Here is a 16,170-nt window from a genome sequence, read left to right on the forward strand (position 1 = left end):
GACCGAGAAGGAGACCGCCATGAGCGCACTCGCCGCCGAGCCCGGCGTCCCGCAGGGCACGGACTGGGACGAGATCGTCCGTGTCTGGGAGGAGACGGACGCTCCCGAGGGCAGCAAGGTGGAGATCATCGAAGGGATCGTCACCGTGTCGCCACCGCCGTCCGAAGAGCACAACGACACCGCTGAGTTGGTGCAGCGCCTCCTGTACAAAACGATTCCGGACGACTGGGGCGTCTACCAGACGCTCGGCCTCGCCTGCCCGGAGACGGGCGGCCTGTTCATCCCCGACCTGTGTGTGGTACCGAGGGCCGCCCTGCGGCGCGGCACGCGCGTGCCCGCGGGTGAAGCCGAACTCGTCGTCGAGATCACGTCCAAGAGCAACGCGAACCACGACCGCATCAAGAAGGCCCACGGCTACGCCGTCGCGGGAGTACCGCTCTACCTGCTGCTGGACCCCTGGCAGTCAGGGCGCCCCACGGCGACGCTCTACGGGGAACCGCGGAACGGAACGTACCGCGTGCTCGCCTCGGTGGAGTACGGCGAGAAGCTGGACCTGCCCGAGCCGTTCAAGCTGGTCCTCGACACCGGCATCTTCCCGCTGAGCTGAGCCCCTCTCGCAGGGGCCGGCCGGCCCCGGGTCACTGTGATCCCCGGCAGACCCGCGATGAGTTCCGTGCGCCCACGTGGTCTACCGGTCGTGGACGCCATGACACCCGCGGTACTCGTGCCGGCCGGCCCCGTCTCCCAGGACACCCTGACGCGGCTGTGCGACGACGTGCGCGCGCTGCTGCAAAGATCCGCCGCCGGCGTCGTGGTGTGCGATGTCGGAGGGCTCGGGCCGCCGGGCCTCGGCACCGTCGATCTGCTGGCCCGGCTCCAGCTCGCCGCGGTGCGCGCGGGCGGGCGGATACGGCTGCGTGATCCCGATCCGGCGCTGGGGGCGCTACTGGGCCTGGTCGGGCTCCGCTTCGAGGTTGAGGGGCAGGCCGAACAGCGGGAACCAGCGCTTGGTGTCGAGGAAGCAGTGGAACCCGGTGATCCGGCCCTGTGAGGTCTCCAGCACCTGCACGGCCCACGCGGTGTAGCCGCCGGTGTCCGGGTCCGGCTTGTAGTGGGCGAAGCCGGGCAGGCCGTTGGCCTGGACGGGCAGCAGCCGGGAATTGGCGCAGGAGGCGCCGAGCGTGGTCATGAAGCCGGTGATGTCCGCCGGGCCGGTCAGCCACAGGTCGAACGGCGGCATCGTCATGATGGCGTCCTCGTGCAGCAGCGCCGTCAGCGCCGTCATGTCGTACCCCTCGAAGGCGGCGACATAGCGCTCCAGGAGCTTTTGCTGCTCCTCGTCCAGCGGGTCCGACACGGCCGCCGCCTCGCCCGCCTGCCGCTGCTCGGAGAGCGTGGCGCGGGCGCGCTGCAGGGCGCTGTTCACGGAGGCGACCGAGGTGCCGAGCAGTTCGGCGACCTCGCTCGCCTTCCAGGCCAGCACCTCGCGCAGGATCAGCACCGCCCGCTGCTTGGGCGGCAGCTGCTGGAGCGCGGCCATGAAGGCGAGCCGGACCGACTCCTTGGCCACGGCGGCCTCCGCCGGGTCCTCCACCGTCGGCAGCACCCGGGCGTCCGGCATGGGCTCCAGCCAGGTGTGGTCGGGGCGCGGGGAGAGGGCGGCCTGGGCGAGCGGCGTGGACTCGGTCAGGTCCATCGGGCGGGCCCGCTTGTTGCCCGCGCTCAGCATGTCCAGGCACACATTGGTGGCGATGCGGTACAGCCAGGAGCGGACGCTGGAGCGGCCCTCGAACTTGTCGTAGCTGCGCCAGGCGCGGACCAGGGTGTCCTGCACCGCGTCCTCGGCCTCGAAGGAGGAGCCGAGCATGCGGTAGCAGTACCCGGTCAGCTCCACCCGGTGCCGCTCCAGTGTGGCGTCGAGATCCGTCGTGGTCGCCGTGTCGCTCATCGTCCACCCACCCCTGTGGCCGTCGCTGTGTCCTACGTCTCATCGCGTCGGACACTTCGGAAGCTACCGCAGGCCACTGACAATGGCGTGCCGAGTGGGCGAAGGCGCAGGTGGGAGCAGGTGCTCCCGGCCCGGGCTCAGGCGGCCGTGACCAGCGCCCGGCGCTGGATCCGGGCCGCCCGGGTGCCCAGCACCGTGATGGCCACGACGCCCAGCACCGCCAGCAGGCCCACACCCACGGTGCCCGCCCAGCCGCCCGAGTGGAACGCCAGCGCGCCCACCGTGCTGCCCGCGCTGGAGCCGATGTAGTACGCCGACTGGTACAGCGCCGCCGCCTGCGCCCGGCCCCGCGTCGCCGTCCTGCCGACCGCCGAGGACGCCACCGCGTGCCCCGCGAAGAAGCCGGCGGTGATCAGGACCAGGCCCAGCAGCACCAGCGGCAGCGAGGGCGCCAGCGACAGCAGCAGTCCCGCCGCCGTCGTACCGCCCGCCGCGTACAGCGCGCCCCGGCGCCCGAGGCGGCCCACCAGACGCCCCGCCGTGGACGCGGAGACCGTGCCCACCAGGTAGACCAGGAAGATCGAGCCCACGATGCCCTGCGGCAGCCCGAACGGGGCCTCCGTCAGGCGGTAGCCGATCACCGTGTAGACGCCGCCGAAGACCGTCATGAACAGCGCGCCGATCGCGTACAGGCGGCGCAGCAGCGGGTCGGCGAGGTGGTCGCGGACCGTGCCGAGCAGCACCCGCGGCTTCAGCGAGCCCGCCGTGAAGTGCCGCGGCGCGGGCAGCAGCAGCCGGAAGGCCACCGCGCACGCCACGGCCAGCAGGCCGATCACGCCGACGGCCACCCGCCAGCCCCACTCCTGGGCGACCCAGCCGGTGATCACCCGGCCGCTCATACCGCCCACGCTGTTGCCCGCCACGAACAGACCGATCGCCGTGACCAGCGCCTTGGGGCGGACCTCCTCGGCCAGGTACGCCGTCGCCGACGCCGGAAGACCGGCCAGCGCCGCGCCCTGCACCGCCCGGAGCACGACCAGCGCGGTCAGGTTCGGCGCGAAGGGGACCAGCATGCCAAGGGCGACCGCGACCGCGAGCGAGGCGGTCATCACCGTACGGCGGCCGAACCGCTCCGACAGCGCGCTCATCGGCAGCACGAACAGCGCCAGACCACCGGTCGCCGCCGCCACCGTCCAGCTCGCCTCGCCCGCCGTCACCCCGAAGTCGCCGGAGATCAGCGGCAGCAGGGCCTGGGTGGAGTACAGCAGCGCGAAGGTCGCCACCCCGGCCAGGAACAGGGCGAAGCTCATCCGGCGGTAGCCGGGGCCGCCCGGGGTCAGTCGGGAGTCGGTGGAGGAAGCGGCGGAAACGGTCGTGGCGGCGCCCACGGTGGTGGACGCCCCGGTACTGGCGGGAGTCATGCTTCGAAGGTAGGGACGGCCACGCTCATCCGTCCAATGCATGGAATCGCCATAATCGTTCCCATGAAGCATCAGCAGAGCTCACGGGCGCGACTGTCACCGTCCAGTGACACAGAAGACATGGCGATGTTGCTGGCGCCGAGGCTCGCCTACTTCGCCGGCGTCGCCCGCACCGAGCACGTCACGCGGGCCGCGCGGGAGATGCGGGTGCCGCAGTCGACCCTCTCGCGGGCCATGGTCCGCCTCGAACAGGACCTGGGCGTCGAGCTGTTCGCCCGCCGGGGCCGCACGGTCTCCCTCACCCCGGCGGGCCGCACCTTCCTCGCCTCCGTCGAGCGCGCCCTCGCCGAGGTCGAGCGGGCCGCCGACGAGGTCCGCGCGGACGCCGACCCGGCCACCGGCAAGGTCGCCTTCGGCTTTCTGCACACCATGGGCTGGGAGACGGTCCCCGGCCTCATCAGCGCCTTCCGTGCCGACCACCCCCGGGTCCGCTTCAGCCTGGTCCAGAACTACGGCGAGGCGATGCTGGAGGGCCTGCGCGCGGGCGAGCTGGACCTGTGCCTGACCTCCCCGGTCCCGGACGCCCCCGACCTGGTCGCGCGCCGTCTGGACGAGCAGAAGCTGCGCCTGGTCGTCCCCGCCGACCACCGTCTCTCGGGCCGCCGCCGCATCCGCCTGGCCGAGGCCGCCGAGGAAACCTTCGTCACCCTGGAACCCGGCTACGGCCTGCGCCGCATCACCGACGACCTGTGCCGCGAGGCGGGCTTCAAGCCCCGCGTCGCCTTCGAGGGCGAGGAGGCGGAAACCCTGCGCGGCCTGGTGGCGGCAGGCCTGGGCGTGGCCCTGCTGCCCCCACCCGCCGTACCCCGGCCCGGAGTTGTGGAACTGACGGTCACGGCCCCGCGCGCGGTCCGCGAGATCGGGGTCGCCTGGCTCGACGGCCACCCGGACACACCCCCGGTGGCCGCCTTCAAGAAGTTCCTGCTGTCGAAGCGGGGCAATTTGCTACCGGCCTGACCACCGCGCCCACCCAAGGGGACGCGGTGAAGCCGCGGCCCTGTCCCCGGAACGGCCGCTCCGCCCATCACCCCGACCCGAGCAGCCGGACGGCCCAGCTCCTACGGGGCCCGTGCGGGCGGCGAGCCTCCTCGGCGGCGGTCGCCGGGCGGGGTTCAGCGGCGTGGCGGGCCTCCGGTGGCGTGCTCGCGCGGAGGAGCCCTCGGTGCGGAGCGAGGCCGGCCGTCGCACCCAGGGCGCGCGGGGCGGGGCCACGACACCCCACGGCGCGGCGCGGGCCGCTCCATCGAGACCTACCCCGCGCTCGAACCGGACCAGATCGAGGCCGTGCTGCTGCCCTCGATGCGGCCTCCGCCCGCGCCGGACAAGGTGGGCCGGGCCCAGCGGCGTGGCATGGGGAGCCTCCCCTGGGCGGTGACGTGCCCGCGCGGGAACCCGGCGCGGTACCGGTGCAGCCGTGCCCCCAACCGCTCCGCCCGAGCGCGCAGGCCGGTGCCGGTGCCGTGAAGTCGCCCTCCCGCGGCACCGCTCAGCGGCGTTTCCCGAACCCCGAGGCCAGCGGCATCCGCAGTCCCAGCGGCGGCGGCGCCGCGAAGGCGTCCTCCACGGGGCGGGCGAAGTGCCGTCCGAAGAGCGCTCCCCTCACGAAGTTCTCCGCCAACGCCAGTACCTCGTCGCGGTGGTGGTGCAGACCGTGGCCGTCGGAGTGGACCTCGAAACGGCAGACGTCCCGGTTGGACTTCTTGGCCCGGGCCGCCAGACGGAAGGACAACTCCGGGTCCGTACGGCGGTCGTTGGTGCCGTGCACGATCAGCACGCGGCGGCCCACGAGCTGCTTCACCGGTTCCGGCGGCACCGAACGGTCCTCCTCCGGCAGCCAAGGGGCTATCGCCAGCACGGAGTTGACCGCCTCATGGCCGCCCGCCCGGAGTGCGGCGCGGCCGCCCATGTCGAACCCGGCGAGGCAAATGGGAACGTCGCCGTAGCGCCGTACCACTTCCTCCACCGCCCAGTCCGCGTCCCGCGCCTGGTTCTCCTCGGTGCCGTTCCAGCCCCGCCACCGGTAGTGCACGAGGTGCGCGGCCAGCCCGTCCGCCTTCGCCGCGCGCGCCAGCCGGCGGCCCAGCGCGCGTACCGGCGCCGTCCCCAGCATCGTGGCGGGACGGCGATGTGACGTCTCCTCACCCCCGGGCAGCAGCAGGACCACCCCACAGACCGTCGCCGGTTCCGGGCCGAGCGGTCTCCCCAGCCGGGCCGTACGAACCGGCGTCGCTTGTTGCGCCATGACAGAACAGTGTCAGAAGCACGGGTGTACGCCACCTGTCCGGCTGGTCACCGTTCCATATCGGCGGAAACCGCCGCCGGGCGATCTACGCGCGTAGGCGTTAGAGTGCGAAGATGACGAGCCAGACCATCGCGAACACCCCGACACCGGACCAGATCCGCCGGGCGCCCAAGGTTCTGCTGCACGACCACCTCGACGGCGGCCTGCGCCCCGGCACCGTCGTCGAACTCGCCCGGGAGAACGGCTACACCGGCCTCCCGGAGACCGACCCCGACAAGCTCGGCACCTGGTTCCACGAGGCCGCCGACTCCGGCTCGCTGGAGCGGTACCTGGAGACCTTCTCGCACACCGTCGGCGTGATGCAGACCCGCGACGCCCTGGTCCGCGTCGCCCGGGAGTGCGCCCAGGACCTCGCCGAGGACGGCGTCGTCTACGCCGAGGTCCGCTACGCCCCCGAACAGCACCTCGACGGCGGGCTCAGCCTCGAAGAGGTCGTCGAGGCCGTCAACGAGGGCTTCCGCGAGGGCGAACGGCTCGCCCGGGAGAGCGGCCACCGCATCCGGGTCGGCGCCCTGCTGACCGCTATGCGGCACGCCGCCCGCGCCCTGGAGATCGCCGAACTCGCCAACCGCTACCGCGATCTCGGCGTCGTCGGCTTCGACATCGCCGGTGCCGAGGCCGGCTACCCGCCCACCCGGCACCTCGACGCCTTCGAGTACCTCAAGCGCGAGAACAACCACTTCACCATCCACGCGGGCGAGGCGTTCGGCCTGCCGTCCATCTGGCAGGCCCTGCAGTGGTGCGGCGCCGACCGGCTCGGCCACGGGGTGCGCATCATCGACGACATCGAGGTCAAGGACGACGGCACCGTCCACCTCGGCCGGCTCGCCTCCTACGTGCGCGACAAGCGCATCCCGCTGGAGATGTGCCCCAGCTCCAACCTCCAGACCGGCGCCGCCGCCTCCTACGCCGAGCACCCCATCGGCCTGCTGCGGCGGCTGCACTTCCGGGCCACGGTGAACACCGACAACCGGCTGATGTCCCACACCAGTATGAGCCGGGAATTCGAGCACCTTGTCGACGCATTCGGTTACACGCTCGACGACATGCAGTGGTTCTCCGTCAATGCGATGAAATCAGCGTTCATTCCTTTCGATGAACGACTCGCCATGATCAATGACGTGATCAAGCCTGGCTACGCCGAACTGAAATCCGAGTGGCTGTTCCAGCAGACGGCCTCTACCAGCGGTTCTGCGGCCGAGGGCGGCTGATCCGGGGATATCGGCGACTTGAAATGCGGGCGGGCGTTCACAATCCGTCCGCATTTCGATGTTTGCGGCGGGCGGCCCGGCATGTTTACGGTCGTGGACCGCTCATATCCCCGTCACCCCATTTCGAGGACGCATTCAATGAAGCAGTCTGCTGCCAAGACCCTCGGTGTCGCCGCCCTCGGTGCCGCCTTCGCCGCCGCCGGTGCCGGCGCCGCGAACGCCGCCCCGGCCGTGCCGGACGCCGGTGCGGCCCTGGACACGGTGACCCGCACGCTGCCCGCGGAGAACGTCTCCAAGGCGCTGCCGGGTGCCGGCGAGGCGCTGGCCCAGGGGCAGAGCGCGGTCGGCGCGGGCGTGGCCGCCGCACAGCCGGTCGCCCAGAAGGTGCTCGCCGACGGTCCCACCGCGCCGGTCGCGGGGCTCCTCGGCGGCCTCCCGGTCGGCAAGGTGCTGCCCGGCGGCGGCGCCGGCACGGGTGTGAACGGCCTGCCGCTCGGCGGCTGAGCCCCCACGCGCACCGAAGGGGCGCACCCCTTGGACCCGGGGTGCGCCCCTTGGGCGTTCCGTCGACGAGGTCACCAGGCGGTGCGGGCCGCCTTGTCCTCGGAGGGCAGGAAGATCCACAGCGCTATGTAGAGCAGGAACTGCGGACCCGGCAGCAGACAGGACAGCAGGAACAGCACCCGCATGGTGGTGGCGGACATCCCGAAGCGTCGCGCCAGCGCGGCGCACACTCCGCCGATCATGCGGCCATGGGTGGGGCGGGCGAGACGGGACATCTTCGGCTCCTTCAGGTAGGTGGTCGGAGGCGGCCGGCCCTTCCGGCTGCCTCAACTGACCTCCACGCTACGGAGACGAAGCGGGCAAAGCGTCGCTCTACGGTGCGATCCCGACCCTGGGAATCGTCGGGGTCCTACCCTGAGGAGCCTCCTCCTTCAGGGCCGACGTCCCGTGCTCCCGCTCGGTCCTGCGACGGAGCCAGTGGCGTGCCGCCGGTACCACCGCGGTGTGCGCGAGGGCCACGCCGACCGTGTTCAGCATCAGCGAGTCGACGTCCACGACCTGGCCGGGCACCCCGGTCTGGAACAGCTCGATACCCAGGGAGATCAGCGCGCCCGCCGCGACGGTACGGATCAGCGAGCCCAGCGGGGACACGGTGATCCTGCCGTGCGCCGCGGGCAGCAGGACGCCCAGCGGCGCCAGCAGGGCGAGCCCCTCGGCGATCCGCCGCACACCCGCCTGCCAGCCCAGCGCGAAGTCGGCCTCGATGCCGGCGAACGGGCGCAGGTTGGGGGGCATCACCCAGGGGACGTCCAGGGGCCGCAGCGTGAACCAGGCGACGAACGCGAGGTAGGCGGCCAGGAGGCCGCCGACTGTCACACGGATACGGGGATCGGCGTTGGCGTCGCCGATGGAGCCTTGACGCTGCACGCTGGGCTAGACGCGGGATCTGTTGCGGTTGGTTCCGGTGACCGTTGGGGGGTTGTGTTCCGGCTGACGGCCGCAGGGGCCTCAGGTGCCTTTCACCGCTGACGACGGGGGAGTCTCGGTGCCCGGCCGGGCCCGTACCTCCTCCGTGCACTCGTACCGCCGTACCTCGTCCTCGTCCGGGCCGCCCAGGATGACCGAGCCGTCGCCCTCGGAGGTGGCCGAGTCGGAGAAGGTGCAGACGATCTGGGCCAGGGCCACCGGGCCGAGGGCGTCGGGCGGGGTGCTCAGACGGAGGGTGTCCTCGGGGTCGTCGGGGCGCGGCCCCTTCACCGCGAGACTGCCGCGGACCTCGCTGGTGTAGCCCGCCTCCTGCTCCGGTCCCGTCGGATTGGCCCGCAGCTCGTCCAGGAGGCCCTGGGCGACCAGGACCCGCCGCTGGGAGTCGGGGGCGTTCTCCGGGACCCGTACCGTGCGGTCCACGGCCACCAGGGACGAGCGGCACAGCAGGAACACCTGGACGGGCACACCTCGGGACGCCTGGGTGGTGATGTCCGCCCCGGCGTGGGTGCAGTGCACCCGGGACGGCGCGGGCCCGAAGTCGGTCGGCACCTCGGTGGCCCGGATGCCGCAGCCGGTGAGCAGCCCGGCGAGCAGCGGCAGCGCCAGCAGTCGGCGTACGTTCATCACGCCTCGCCCTTCTCGTCCTTGCCCTTGCCGTTGCCCCTGTTCTCCTCGGCCTCCCCGGTCAGCGAGGAGGCGTCCCGGGGCAGCCGGAGCGTGAACACCGCGCCGCCCTCCGGGGAGTTGGCGGCGGTGATCTCACCGCCGTGGATATGGGCGTTCTCCAGGGCGATGGACAGGCCCAGACCACTGCCCTCGGAGCGCGGGCGGGAGGCGCTGGCCTTGTAGAAGCGGTCGAAGACGTGCGGCAGGACGTCCTCGGGGATACCCGGCCCGTGGTCCCGTACCGCGATGACGATCTCGTCGCCCTCCTCGCGCACCGACACCCGCACCGGCGAGCCGCCGTGCTTGAGCGCGTTGCCGATGAGGTTGGCGAGGACGACGTCCAGGCGGCGCGGGTCGAGACGGGCGTGGAGGCCGCGCTCGGCGTCCAGGTCGACCGCGTCCAGCCAGGCGCGGGCGTCGATGCAGGCGGTGATCTGGTCGGCGATGTCCACGTCGTCCAGGACCAGCCGGGCGGTGCCCGCGTCGAAGCGGGTGACCTCCATGAGGTTCTCGACCAGGTCGTTCAGCCGCCGGGTCTCGCTGACCACCAGCCGGACGGCGGGCTCGATCATCGGGTCCATGGACCCGGTCTCCGCCTCCAGCTCCTCCTCCAGCACCTCGGTGACGGCGGTGATGGCGGTGAGCGGGGTACGCAGCTCATGGCTCATGTCGGCGACGAACCGCCGGGACGCCTCGTCCCGCGCGGCCATGTCCGCGACCCGTTTCTCCAGCGCCTCGGCGGCGTTGTTGAACGTGCGCGAGAGGTCGGCCAGTTCATCGGTGCCGGAGACCCGCAGCCGGGTGTCCAGCTTGCCCTCGCCGAGCCGCCGGGCGGCGACACCGAGGCGGTGCACGGGCTTCAGTACGGTCGTCGCGGCGGCCTGCGCGAGCAGTGCCGAGCCGATCAGCGCCAGACCGGTGGCGATCCCCAGCGACCAGGCCAGCGAGTTGAGGTCCTTGGCCTCCGGCTCAAGGGACTTGAGCATGTACCCGGTCGGCCCGCCGCCGATCACCCGGGTCCCGGCGACCAGATAGGGGGTGTCGTCCTCGACCGTCCGCTGCCAGTACAGGTGGTAGGCGTACTTGTTGGAGGAGTTGACCTCCTGCTTCTCCGCCACCGCGTCCCGCAGCGACTTCGGTACGTCACCCAGGGTGAAGCCGCTCAGACCGCCCGAACTGCCCGAGACCGTACGGCCGTCGGGGTTCTCGGCGACCAGCAGCACACTGAAGCGCTGGCTGCCGCTGGCCATCTGGTCGGCGGCCCGCTGCAGTTCGAACTGGGTGGGCCGCTCCGGCAGCACCCCGGCCCGGTTCTGCATCTCCTGCTGGAAGTCCCGCAGCACCGCGTCCTGGGCGCGGGTGAGTACCGCCTCGCGGTTGAGCCAGTACGCGATTCCCGACGCGGACACCGCCGCGGTGAGCGCCACCAGCCCGAAGACGACCACCAGTCGCAGCCGCAGGCTGGTGAAGCGCAGCCGTGACCAAACTCCCTTGCGCCCCGCGAACCAGCCGCGGAACCCCCCTTGCGCGTCTGTCACTGAGGCGCGTCCAGCCGGTAGCCGACACCACGGACCGTACGGATCAGGGTCGGGGAGGACGGCACGTCCTCGACCTTGGCGCGCAACCGCTGGACACAGGCGTCCACCAGCCGCGAGTCACCGAGGTAGTCGTGCTCCCACACCAGCCGCAGCAACTGCTGCCTCGACAGCGCCTGTCCGGGCCGCCGGCTCAGCTCCAGCAGCAGCCGCAGCTCGGTCGGCGTGAGCTGGAGGTCCTCGCCGTTCTTGGTGACCGTCATCGCGGCCCGGTCGATGACCAGGCTGCCGAAGGTCGCCGCGTCGTTGGACTCCCGCTCGCCGCGCCGCAGCACGGCACGGATCCGGGCGTCCAGCACCCGGCCCTGCACGGGCTTGACGACGTAGTCGTCGGCGCCGGACTCCAGGCCGACCACCACGTCGATGTCGTCGCTGCGCGCGGTGAGCAGGATGATCGGCAACTGGTCGGTGCGCCGGATACGACGGCACACCTCGAAGCCGTCGATGCCGGGCAGCATCACATCCAGCACGATCAGGTCCGGCCGCTGCTCGCGCAGCAGCTTCAGGCCGTCCTCACCGGTGGCAGCCGTGGCTACCCGGTGACCCTGGCGGGTGAGCGAAAGCTCCAGGGCCGTGCGGATGGCGTCGTCGTCCTCGATCAGCAACAGGGAAGGCACGGGGGTCATTCTGGCCCATGAGGGTCGGGGTTTCGACACCTGGACAGGTACATCACCCCACGGCTGCGCTGCGTGACCGAGCGGTACGTCATGCGCGACCGGGCGGGACGTCATGGTGCGACCGCGTGGGACGCCCTGCGCGACGAGGGTGCGTCATGCGCGACCGACCCCTGTGACAGGTCTGTGACAGTCGGCGGACACGGCGATGAAGGTGCGGGGGCAAGCTTTTCGGCACAGGCAAGGAAGCAAGCCGAACACCGGAAGTCCACGACGGGGGGCGCGAGATGAACACGCTGCACAGTGCAAGCTCCAGCGCAGTTGTCACGCGTCTGCACGACGTGAACGGGGGCCGGGGCTCGGAGAAGTCCGGTGCTGTGAGCGGGCGGGGGTGCGCTCGCGGCGCCGGACGTCAGCACACCGCGTACATGACGGTGGTTGACGGTTTCACGGGGGAAGCACACGGGGGAAGCGCGTACAGGGAGGACTCGGGGGAGCGTCGTTCGCTGTCGGAGGCGGAGTTCACCGCCTACGTCCAGGAGCGCCGCGCCTCCCTGTACGCCACCGCCTACCACCTCACCGGTGACCGGTTCGAGGCCGAGGACCTGCTGCAGAGCGCGCTGTTCTCGACGTACAAGGCCTGGGACCGCATCAGTGACAAGGCGGCCGTCGGCGGATACCTCCGCCGCACCATGACCAACCTGCACATCAGCGCGTGGCGCCGCCGCAAGCTGAACGAGTACCCGACCGAGGAGCTGCCGGAGACGCCCGGCGACACGGACGCGATGCGCGGCACCGAGCTGCGCGCGGTCCTGTGGCAGGCGCTGGCCCGGCTGCCCGAACTCCAGCGGACGATGCTGGTCCTGCGCTACTACGAGGGCCGTACCGACCCGGAGATCGCGGACATCCTCGACATCAGTGTCGGCACGGTGAAGTCGAGCATCTGGCGGTCGCTCCGCCGGCTGCGCGAGGACGAGGTCCTCAGCTTCGGCCGTGACGAGGAGGACGCCTTCGGCGAACTGGTCGCCTGAAGGTTCGGGGGGAAGCACAACACGGGGGAGCAGTAACCGGGGGGATGCTCACGGGGGGACCTTGGGGGGACTCACGGGGGAGAGCACCACGGGGGAATACGGGGGAGCACCAAGAGGAGCGGGACTGGAGGGCCGGGGGGTCCGTCCAGTCCCGTTTCTTTTGTGCGCCCGGACGCCTACGCGGGCGTCGTCGTCCGTACGGCGCGACCGGCGGTGGCGTCGGACAGCCGGGCCAGCGCCTCGTCGCGGTCGCAGGCGTGGGCGCCCAGCGCCGTCTGACGGGCCACGATCGACCGCTCGGCCCGCATCAGCCGCCAGCCGCGGCGCAGCAGGAAGGGCACCGACTTGCGGCCCTCCTTCAGATCGCGGAGGAAACGGCGTCGGAAGGTGGTCACCGGGCCGCGGCTCAGGCACAGCGCGTCCGCCAGCAGGCCCAGCTCCCGGCAGCGGGTGACGATCTCCGCCGCGAAGATGCCCTCGGCGATGAACAGCGGGGTGCTCCCGATGTCCACGGGCGCCTCGCCGGTACGGGCGCTCAGGGAGATGTCGTAGACCGGGACCGTCGTACGGCCCGTGCGGCACAGCGCCTCGATGGCGGCGACGGCCTTGTCCGCGTCCCAGGACTCGGGGTGGTCCCAGTCGATGTCGGAACTCCCGAGGACCAGGGGCAGCGTCGGGTCGTCGCCCTCCTTGTAGAAGTCGTCGAGCCGCAGCACCGGGAGGCCGGAGCGGGCCGCGATGAGGGACTTGCCGGAGCCGGAGGGGCCGCAGAGCAGCACGACTCGGGCGGGGAAGGGCGGATGGGAGCTCACGGAACACCAATATGACGTACATACCTGCTGTTCCTCGACTCCGCGGGTCGGCTTTGATGCCTGCGTCACACCTCAACTACCCTTCGTGTCGACCTGATTACCCGCTGCGTCAGAAGGTGGCAGAACCGATGGCCGGACACGCGTCCTCCCCCCACCCCACCGCCCGGCGAGCCCTGGCCGTCCTCACGACCGCCGGTGCCGCCCTGGGCGTCGCCGCGCCGCTGGCCGCCGCGGCGGACGCCGGGCCGGTCATGGACCAGGTGCTCCGCACCCGGCCCACCTCGCTCGGAAAGGTCGACCCGCAGGCGGGCCTGACGGCCCTCACCGGCACCGTCGGCTATGTCACGGGCCCGGTCGCGGGCCTCAAGCCCAACCCGCTGGCCGGCACGGGCGTCGACCCCCTCGACAACGGCGTGGGCACCCAGCTCGGCGACTTCCAGCCGCTGACGTCCCAGATGCTCACCGCGCCGGTCGCCCAGGCGCAGTCGATCGGCAACATCCCGGTCCTCGGCCAGGCCACGGGCCTGCTCGGCGGCTGAACTGGCCGATCGGGCACAGGACCGGGCACAGGATCGGGCACAGGATCGGGCACAGCAGAGAGCCGCGTCTCCCCCGGACGGAGGGGAGTCGCGGCTCTCCGGTCTCGGTGGCCCTGAAAGGCCCCTGAAGGCCCCTGAAAGGCTTCTAGTACGCGGAGCCGGACGCGCCCAGTGACCCCGTGGGGTGCCAGACCGTCTTGGTCTCCAGGAACGCCGTCATGCGGTCGATGCCCGGAGTCGCCGAGTAATCCACAGGCTGTGGACGGAGAACGCGCTTGAGGTTGTCCGCCGCCGCGATCTCCAGCTCCTTGGCCAGCTCCTCGTCGGCGCCCGCGAGGTCGATCGCGTTGACGTCCTGGTGCGCGGCCAGCGGGGCGGCGATCTCCGCCGTACGCCCCGACAGGACGTTGACCACGCCGCCGGGCACGTCGGAGGTGGCCAGCACCTCGGCCAGGGACAGGGCCGGGAGCGGGGACTTCTCGCCGGCGATCACGACCGCGGTGTTGCCGGTCGCGATCACTGGGGCGAGCACCGAGACCAGGCCCAGGAACGACGAGTCCTGCGGGGCCAGCACGACCACCACGCCGGTCGGTTCGGGCGAGGAGAGGTTGAAGTACGGGCCGGCGACCGGGTTTCCGCCGCCGACGACCTGGGCGATCTTGTCGGTCCAGCCCGCGTACCAGACCCAGCGGTCGATCGCCGCGTCCACCTGGGCCGCCGCCTTCGACTTCGACAGGCCCTCGGCGTCGGCCACCTCGCGCACGAACTGCTCGCGGCGGCCCTCCAGCATCTCCGCGACCCGGTACAGCACCTGGCCGCGGTTGTACGCCGTCGCCCCCGACCAGCCGCCGAACGCCTTGCGCGCGGCGACCACCGCGTCACGGGCGTCCTTGCGGGACGAGAGCGGCGCGTTGGCCAGCCAGTTGCCCTTGGAGTCGGTCACTTCGTACACCCGGCCGCTCTCGGAACGGGGGAACTTGCCCCCGACGTACAGCTTGTAGGTCTTGAAGACGGAAAGTCGGGTGGCATCAGACATCGAGGTACGCCTCCAGGCCGTGGCGGCCGCCCTCGCGGCCGAAGCCCGACTCCTTGTAGCCGCCGAACGGCGAGGTCGGGTCGAACTTGTTGAACGTGTTGGACCAGATCACGCCCGCGCGCAGCTTGCTCGCGACGGCCAGGATGCGGGAGCCCTTCTCCGTCCAGATGCCCGCGGACAGGCCGTACTGGCTGTTGTTGGCCTTGGCGACCGCCTCGTCCGGGGTACGGAAGGTCAGCACCGACAGCACCGGGCCGAAGATCTCGTCGCGGGCGATGGTGTGCGCCTGGGTGACGTTGGTGAACAGCGTCGGGGCGAACCAGTAGCCGCTCTCGGGCAGTTCGCAGGCCGGCGACCAGCGCTCGCCGCCCTCCGCCTCGCCCTTCTCCACCAGCGAGGTGATCCGGGCCAGCTGCTCCTCGGAGTTGATCGCGCCGATGTCGGTGTTCTTGTCCAGCGGGTCGCCGAGCCGCAGCGTCGACAGACGGCGCTTGAGCGAGTCCAGCAGCTCGTCCTGGATCGACTCCTGCACCAGCAGACGGCTGCCCGCGCAGCAGACCTGGCCCTGGTTGAAGAAGATGCCGTTGACGATGCCCTCGACGGCCTGGTCGATCGGGGCGTCGTCGAAGACGATGTTGGCGCCCTTGCCGCCCAGTTCCAGGGTGAGCTTCTTGCGGGTGCCCGCGACCGTCCGCGCGATCTGCTTGCCGACCGCGGTGGAGCCGGTGAAGGCCACCTTGTTCACGTCCGGGTGCGCGACCAGGGCGGCGCCCGTGTCGCCGTAGCCGGGAAGGATGTTGACGACGCCCTTCGGCAGGCCCGCCTGGCGGCAGATGTCCGCGAAGAACAGTGCCGACAGCGGGGTCGTCTCGGCGGGCTTGAGGACCACGGTGTTGCCGGTGGCCAGCGCCGGGGCGATCTTCCACGCCAGCATCAGCAGCGGGAAGTTCCACGGGATGACCTGGCCGGCCACGCCCAGCGGACGCGGGTTCGCGCCGAACCCGGCGTGGTCGAGCTTGTCGGCCCAGCCCGCGTAGTAGAAGAAGTGCGCGGCGACCAGCGGCAGGTCCGCGTCGCGGGTCTCCTTGATCGGCTTGCCGTTGTCCAGGGTCTCCAGGACCGCCAGCTCACGGCTGCGCTCCTGGATGATCCGGGCGATACGGAACAGGTACTTGGCGCGCTCGGCACCGGGCAGCGCCGACCACTTCTCGAACGCCTTGCGGGCGGCCCGCACGGCCCGGTCGACGTCCGCCTCACCGGCCTGGGCGACCTCGGAGAGCACCTCCTCGGTGCTCGGGGAGACGGTCTTGAAGACCTTGCCGTCGGCGGCCTCGACGAACTCGCCGTCGATGAACAGGCCGTAGGACGGGGCGATGTCGACGACCGAGCGGGACTCGGGCGCCGGGGCGTATTCGAATACGGAAGTCTGCTTTTCCACAGTCAT

18 protein-coding genes are annotated in these 16,170 nt (G+C 71.5%); 7 read left to right on the forward strand and 11 right to left on the reverse strand.

The genetic code is table 11. The annotated features are described in order from the left end of the window. The first annotated feature begins 19 nt into the window (after nucleotides 1-19). Together ACZ7L7_RS10445 and ACZ7L7_RS10450 are read left to right on the forward strand one after the other, a co-directional pair. Entirely contained in the window at nucleotides 20-607 is a 588-nt protein-coding gene (locus ACZ7L7_RS10445) for a Uma2 family endonuclease (protein WP_285510464.1), read from the forward strand. A gap of 57 nt (nucleotides 608-664) precedes the next feature. Then, on the forward strand, nucleotides 665-1,051 hold the full coding sequence (locus tag ACZ7L7_RS10450) for an STAS domain-containing protein (protein ID WP_285510463.1): 387 nt from the start codon (nucleotides 665-667) through the stop codon (nucleotides 1,049-1,051). On the opposite strand, the gene ACZ7L7_RS10455 is transcribed toward ACZ7L7_RS10450, so the two are convergent. Together ACZ7L7_RS10455 and ACZ7L7_RS10460 are read right to left on the reverse strand one after the other, a co-directional pair. Continuing rightward, nucleotides 944-1,948, reverse strand: coding sequence for a sigma-70 family RNA polymerase sigma factor (locus ACZ7L7_RS10455; protein WP_471592728.1), 1,005 nt, complete (start codon nucleotides 1,946-1,948; stop codon nucleotides 944-946). The two genes, ACZ7L7_RS10450 and ACZ7L7_RS10455, sit on opposite strands and share 108 nt — an antisense overlap. 137 nt (nucleotides 1,949-2,085) lie before the next feature. Then, complete coding sequence (locus ACZ7L7_RS10460) at nucleotides 2,086-3,369, reverse strand: MFS transporter (protein WP_285510461.1); 1,284 nt, start codon at nucleotides 3,367-3,369, stop codon at nucleotides 2,086-2,088. Nucleotides 3,370-3,432: 63 nt separating this feature from the next. Between ACZ7L7_RS10460 and ACZ7L7_RS10465 the strand changes: the two genes are divergently transcribed. Next, nucleotides 3,433-4,386, forward strand: a complete 954-nt coding sequence (locus tag ACZ7L7_RS10465) for a LysR family transcriptional regulator (protein ID WP_285510460.1) — start codon at nucleotides 3,433-3,435, stop codon at nucleotides 4,384-4,386. A 529-nt stretch (nucleotides 4,387-4,915) separates the two neighbouring features. Here the strand turns inward: ACZ7L7_RS10465 and ACZ7L7_RS10470 are convergent. Beyond that, complete coding sequence (locus ACZ7L7_RS10470; RefSeq protein WP_285510459.1) at nucleotides 4,916-5,671, reverse strand: alpha/beta hydrolase; 756 nt, start codon at nucleotides 5,669-5,671, stop codon at nucleotides 4,916-4,918. 113 nt (nucleotides 5,672-5,784) lie between these two features. Here ACZ7L7_RS10470 and ACZ7L7_RS10475 point away from each other — a divergent pair, with 113 nt between their 5' ends. After that, the gene (locus tag ACZ7L7_RS10475; RefSeq protein WP_261719280.1) at nucleotides 5,785-6,942 is read left to right on the forward strand and encodes an adenosine deaminase; all 1,158 of its coding nucleotides are present in this window, start codon (nucleotides 5,785-5,787) and stop codon (nucleotides 6,940-6,942) included. Nucleotides 6,943-7,080: 138 nt separating this feature from the next. Further along, complete coding sequence (locus ACZ7L7_RS10480; RefSeq protein WP_285510458.1) at nucleotides 7,081-7,446, forward strand: ATP-binding protein; 366 nt, start codon at nucleotides 7,081-7,083, stop codon at nucleotides 7,444-7,446. Between the two features lie 71 nt (nucleotides 7,447-7,517). Here the strand turns inward: ACZ7L7_RS10480 and ACZ7L7_RS10485 are convergent, their stop codons facing one another. The 5 genes from ACZ7L7_RS10485 to afsQ1 all read right to left on the reverse strand — a co-directional run bounded on the left by ACZ7L7_RS10485 (nucleotide 7,518) and on the right by afsQ1 (nucleotide 11,311). Further along, nucleotides 7,518-7,721: a PspC domain-containing protein gene (locus tag ACZ7L7_RS10485; RefSeq protein WP_285510457.1), complete on the reverse strand. Its 204-nt coding sequence runs from the start codon at nucleotides 7,719-7,721 to the stop codon at nucleotides 7,518-7,520. Between the two features lie 97 nt (nucleotides 7,722-7,818). Beyond that, nucleotides 7,819-8,373, reverse strand: a complete 555-nt coding sequence (locus tag ACZ7L7_RS10490) for a VanZ family protein (protein WP_285510456.1) — start codon at nucleotides 8,371-8,373, stop codon at nucleotides 7,819-7,821. 81 nt (nucleotides 8,374-8,454) lie between these two features. After that, nucleotides 8,455-9,057 carry a hypothetical protein gene (locus ACZ7L7_RS10495; protein WP_285510455.1) on the reverse strand — a complete coding sequence of 201 codons (603 nt, stop codon included), beginning with the start codon at nucleotides 9,055-9,057 and terminating at the stop codon, nucleotides 8,455-8,457. Further along, a complete protein-coding gene (locus tag ACZ7L7_RS10500; RefSeq protein ID WP_471592731.1) occupies nucleotides 9,057-10,637 on the reverse strand; it encodes an ATP-binding protein in 1,581 nt (526 codons plus the stop codon). Before ACZ7L7_RS10500 ends, ACZ7L7_RS10495 begins: the two co-directional genes overlap by 1 nt. Further along, complete coding sequence (gene afsQ1 / locus ACZ7L7_RS10505) at nucleotides 10,634-11,311, reverse strand: two-component system response regulator AfsQ1 (protein ID WP_037886857.1); 678 nt, start codon at nucleotides 11,309-11,311, stop codon at nucleotides 10,634-10,636. Before afsQ1 ends, ACZ7L7_RS10500 begins: the two co-directional genes overlap by 4 nt. Nucleotides 11,312-11,595: 284 nt before the next feature. On the opposite strand from afsQ1, the gene ACZ7L7_RS10510 reads away from it, so the two are divergent. Then, a complete protein-coding gene (locus tag ACZ7L7_RS10510) occupies nucleotides 11,596-12,339 on the forward strand; it encodes a SigE family RNA polymerase sigma factor (RefSeq protein ID WP_093723085.1) in 744 nt (247 codons plus the stop codon). A 176-nt stretch (nucleotides 12,340-12,515) separates the two neighbouring features. On the opposite strand, the gene ACZ7L7_RS10515 is transcribed toward ACZ7L7_RS10510, so the two are convergent. Further along, nucleotides 12,516-13,220, reverse strand: a complete 705-nt coding sequence (locus tag ACZ7L7_RS10515) for a uridine kinase family protein (RefSeq protein WP_453600945.1) — start codon at nucleotides 13,218-13,220, stop codon at nucleotides 12,516-12,518. 59 nt (nucleotides 13,221-13,279) lie between these two features. Between ACZ7L7_RS10515 and ACZ7L7_RS10520 the strand changes: the two genes are divergently transcribed. Then, complete coding sequence (locus ACZ7L7_RS10520; protein WP_285510451.1) at nucleotides 13,280-13,690, forward strand: hypothetical protein; 411 nt, start codon at nucleotides 13,280-13,282, stop codon at nucleotides 13,688-13,690. Between the two features lie 145 nt (nucleotides 13,691-13,835). On the opposite strand, the gene ACZ7L7_RS10525 is transcribed toward ACZ7L7_RS10520, so the two are convergent. Next, nucleotides 13,836-14,726 carry an aldehyde dehydrogenase family protein gene (locus tag ACZ7L7_RS10525; RefSeq protein WP_453600940.1) on the reverse strand — a complete coding sequence of 297 codons (891 nt, stop codon included), beginning with the start codon at nucleotides 14,724-14,726 and terminating at the stop codon, nucleotides 13,836-13,838. Further along, nucleotides 14,719-16,164, reverse strand: coding sequence for an aldehyde dehydrogenase family protein (locus ACZ7L7_RS10530; RefSeq protein WP_472075539.1), 1,446 nt, complete (start codon nucleotides 16,162-16,164; stop codon nucleotides 14,719-14,721). The genes ACZ7L7_RS10525 and ACZ7L7_RS10530 overlap by 8 nt, the downstream gene beginning before the upstream one ends. Between the last annotated feature and the right edge of the window lie 6 nt (nucleotides 16,165-16,170).

It is taken from the genome of Streptomyces sp. NPDC110618, assembly GCF_055657065.1.

What these genes read in the sequence shown, in the direction of transcription:
- ACZ7L7_RS10445 (WP_285510464.1), top strand. Translation starts at nt 20, where the DNA reads ATGAGCGCACTCGCCGCCGAGCCCGGCGTCCCGCAGGGCACGGACTGG.
- ACZ7L7_RS10450 (WP_285510463.1), top strand. Translation starts at nt 665, where the DNA reads ATGAGTTCCGTGCGCCCACGTGGTCTACCGGTCGTGGACGCCATGACA.
- ACZ7L7_RS10455 (WP_471592728.1), bottom strand. Translation starts at nt 1,948, where the DNA reads ATGAGCGACACGGCGACCACGACGGATCTCGACGCCACACTGGAGCGG.
- ACZ7L7_RS10460 (WP_285510461.1), bottom strand. Translation starts at nt 3,369, where the DNA reads ATGACTCCCGCCAGTACCGGGGCGTCCACCACCGTGGGCGCCGCCACG.
- ACZ7L7_RS10465 (WP_285510460.1), top strand. Translation starts at nt 3,433, where the DNA reads ATGAAGCATCAGCAGAGCTCACGGGCGCGACTGTCACCGTCCAGTGAC.
- ACZ7L7_RS10470 (WP_285510459.1), bottom strand. Translation starts at nt 5,671, where the DNA reads ATGGCGCAACAAGCGACGCCGGTTCGTACGGCCCGGCTGGGGAGACCG.
- ACZ7L7_RS10475 (WP_261719280.1), top strand. Translation starts at nt 5,785, where the DNA reads ATGACGAGCCAGACCATCGCGAACACCCCGACACCGGACCAGATCCGC.
- ACZ7L7_RS10480 (WP_285510458.1), top strand. Translation starts at nt 7,081, where the DNA reads ATGAAGCAGTCTGCTGCCAAGACCCTCGGTGTCGCCGCCCTCGGTGCC.
- ACZ7L7_RS10485 (WP_285510457.1), bottom strand. Translation starts at nt 7,721, where the DNA reads ATGTCCCGTCTCGCCCGCCCCACCCATGGCCGCATGATCGGCGGAGTG.
- ACZ7L7_RS10495 (WP_285510455.1), bottom strand. Translation starts at nt 9,057, where the DNA reads ATGAACGTACGCCGACTGCTGGCGCTGCCGCTGCTCGCCGGGCTGCTC.
- ACZ7L7_RS10510 (WP_093723085.1), top strand. Translation starts at nt 11,596, where the DNA reads ATGAACACGCTGCACAGTGCAAGCTCCAGCGCAGTTGTCACGCGTCTG.
- ACZ7L7_RS10520 (WP_285510451.1), top strand. Translation starts at nt 13,280, where the DNA reads ATGGCCGGACACGCGTCCTCCCCCCACCCCACCGCCCGGCGAGCCCTG.
- ACZ7L7_RS10525 (WP_453600940.1), bottom strand. Translation starts at nt 14,726, where the DNA reads ATGTCTGATGCCACCCGACTTTCCGTCTTCAAGACCTACAAGCTGTAC.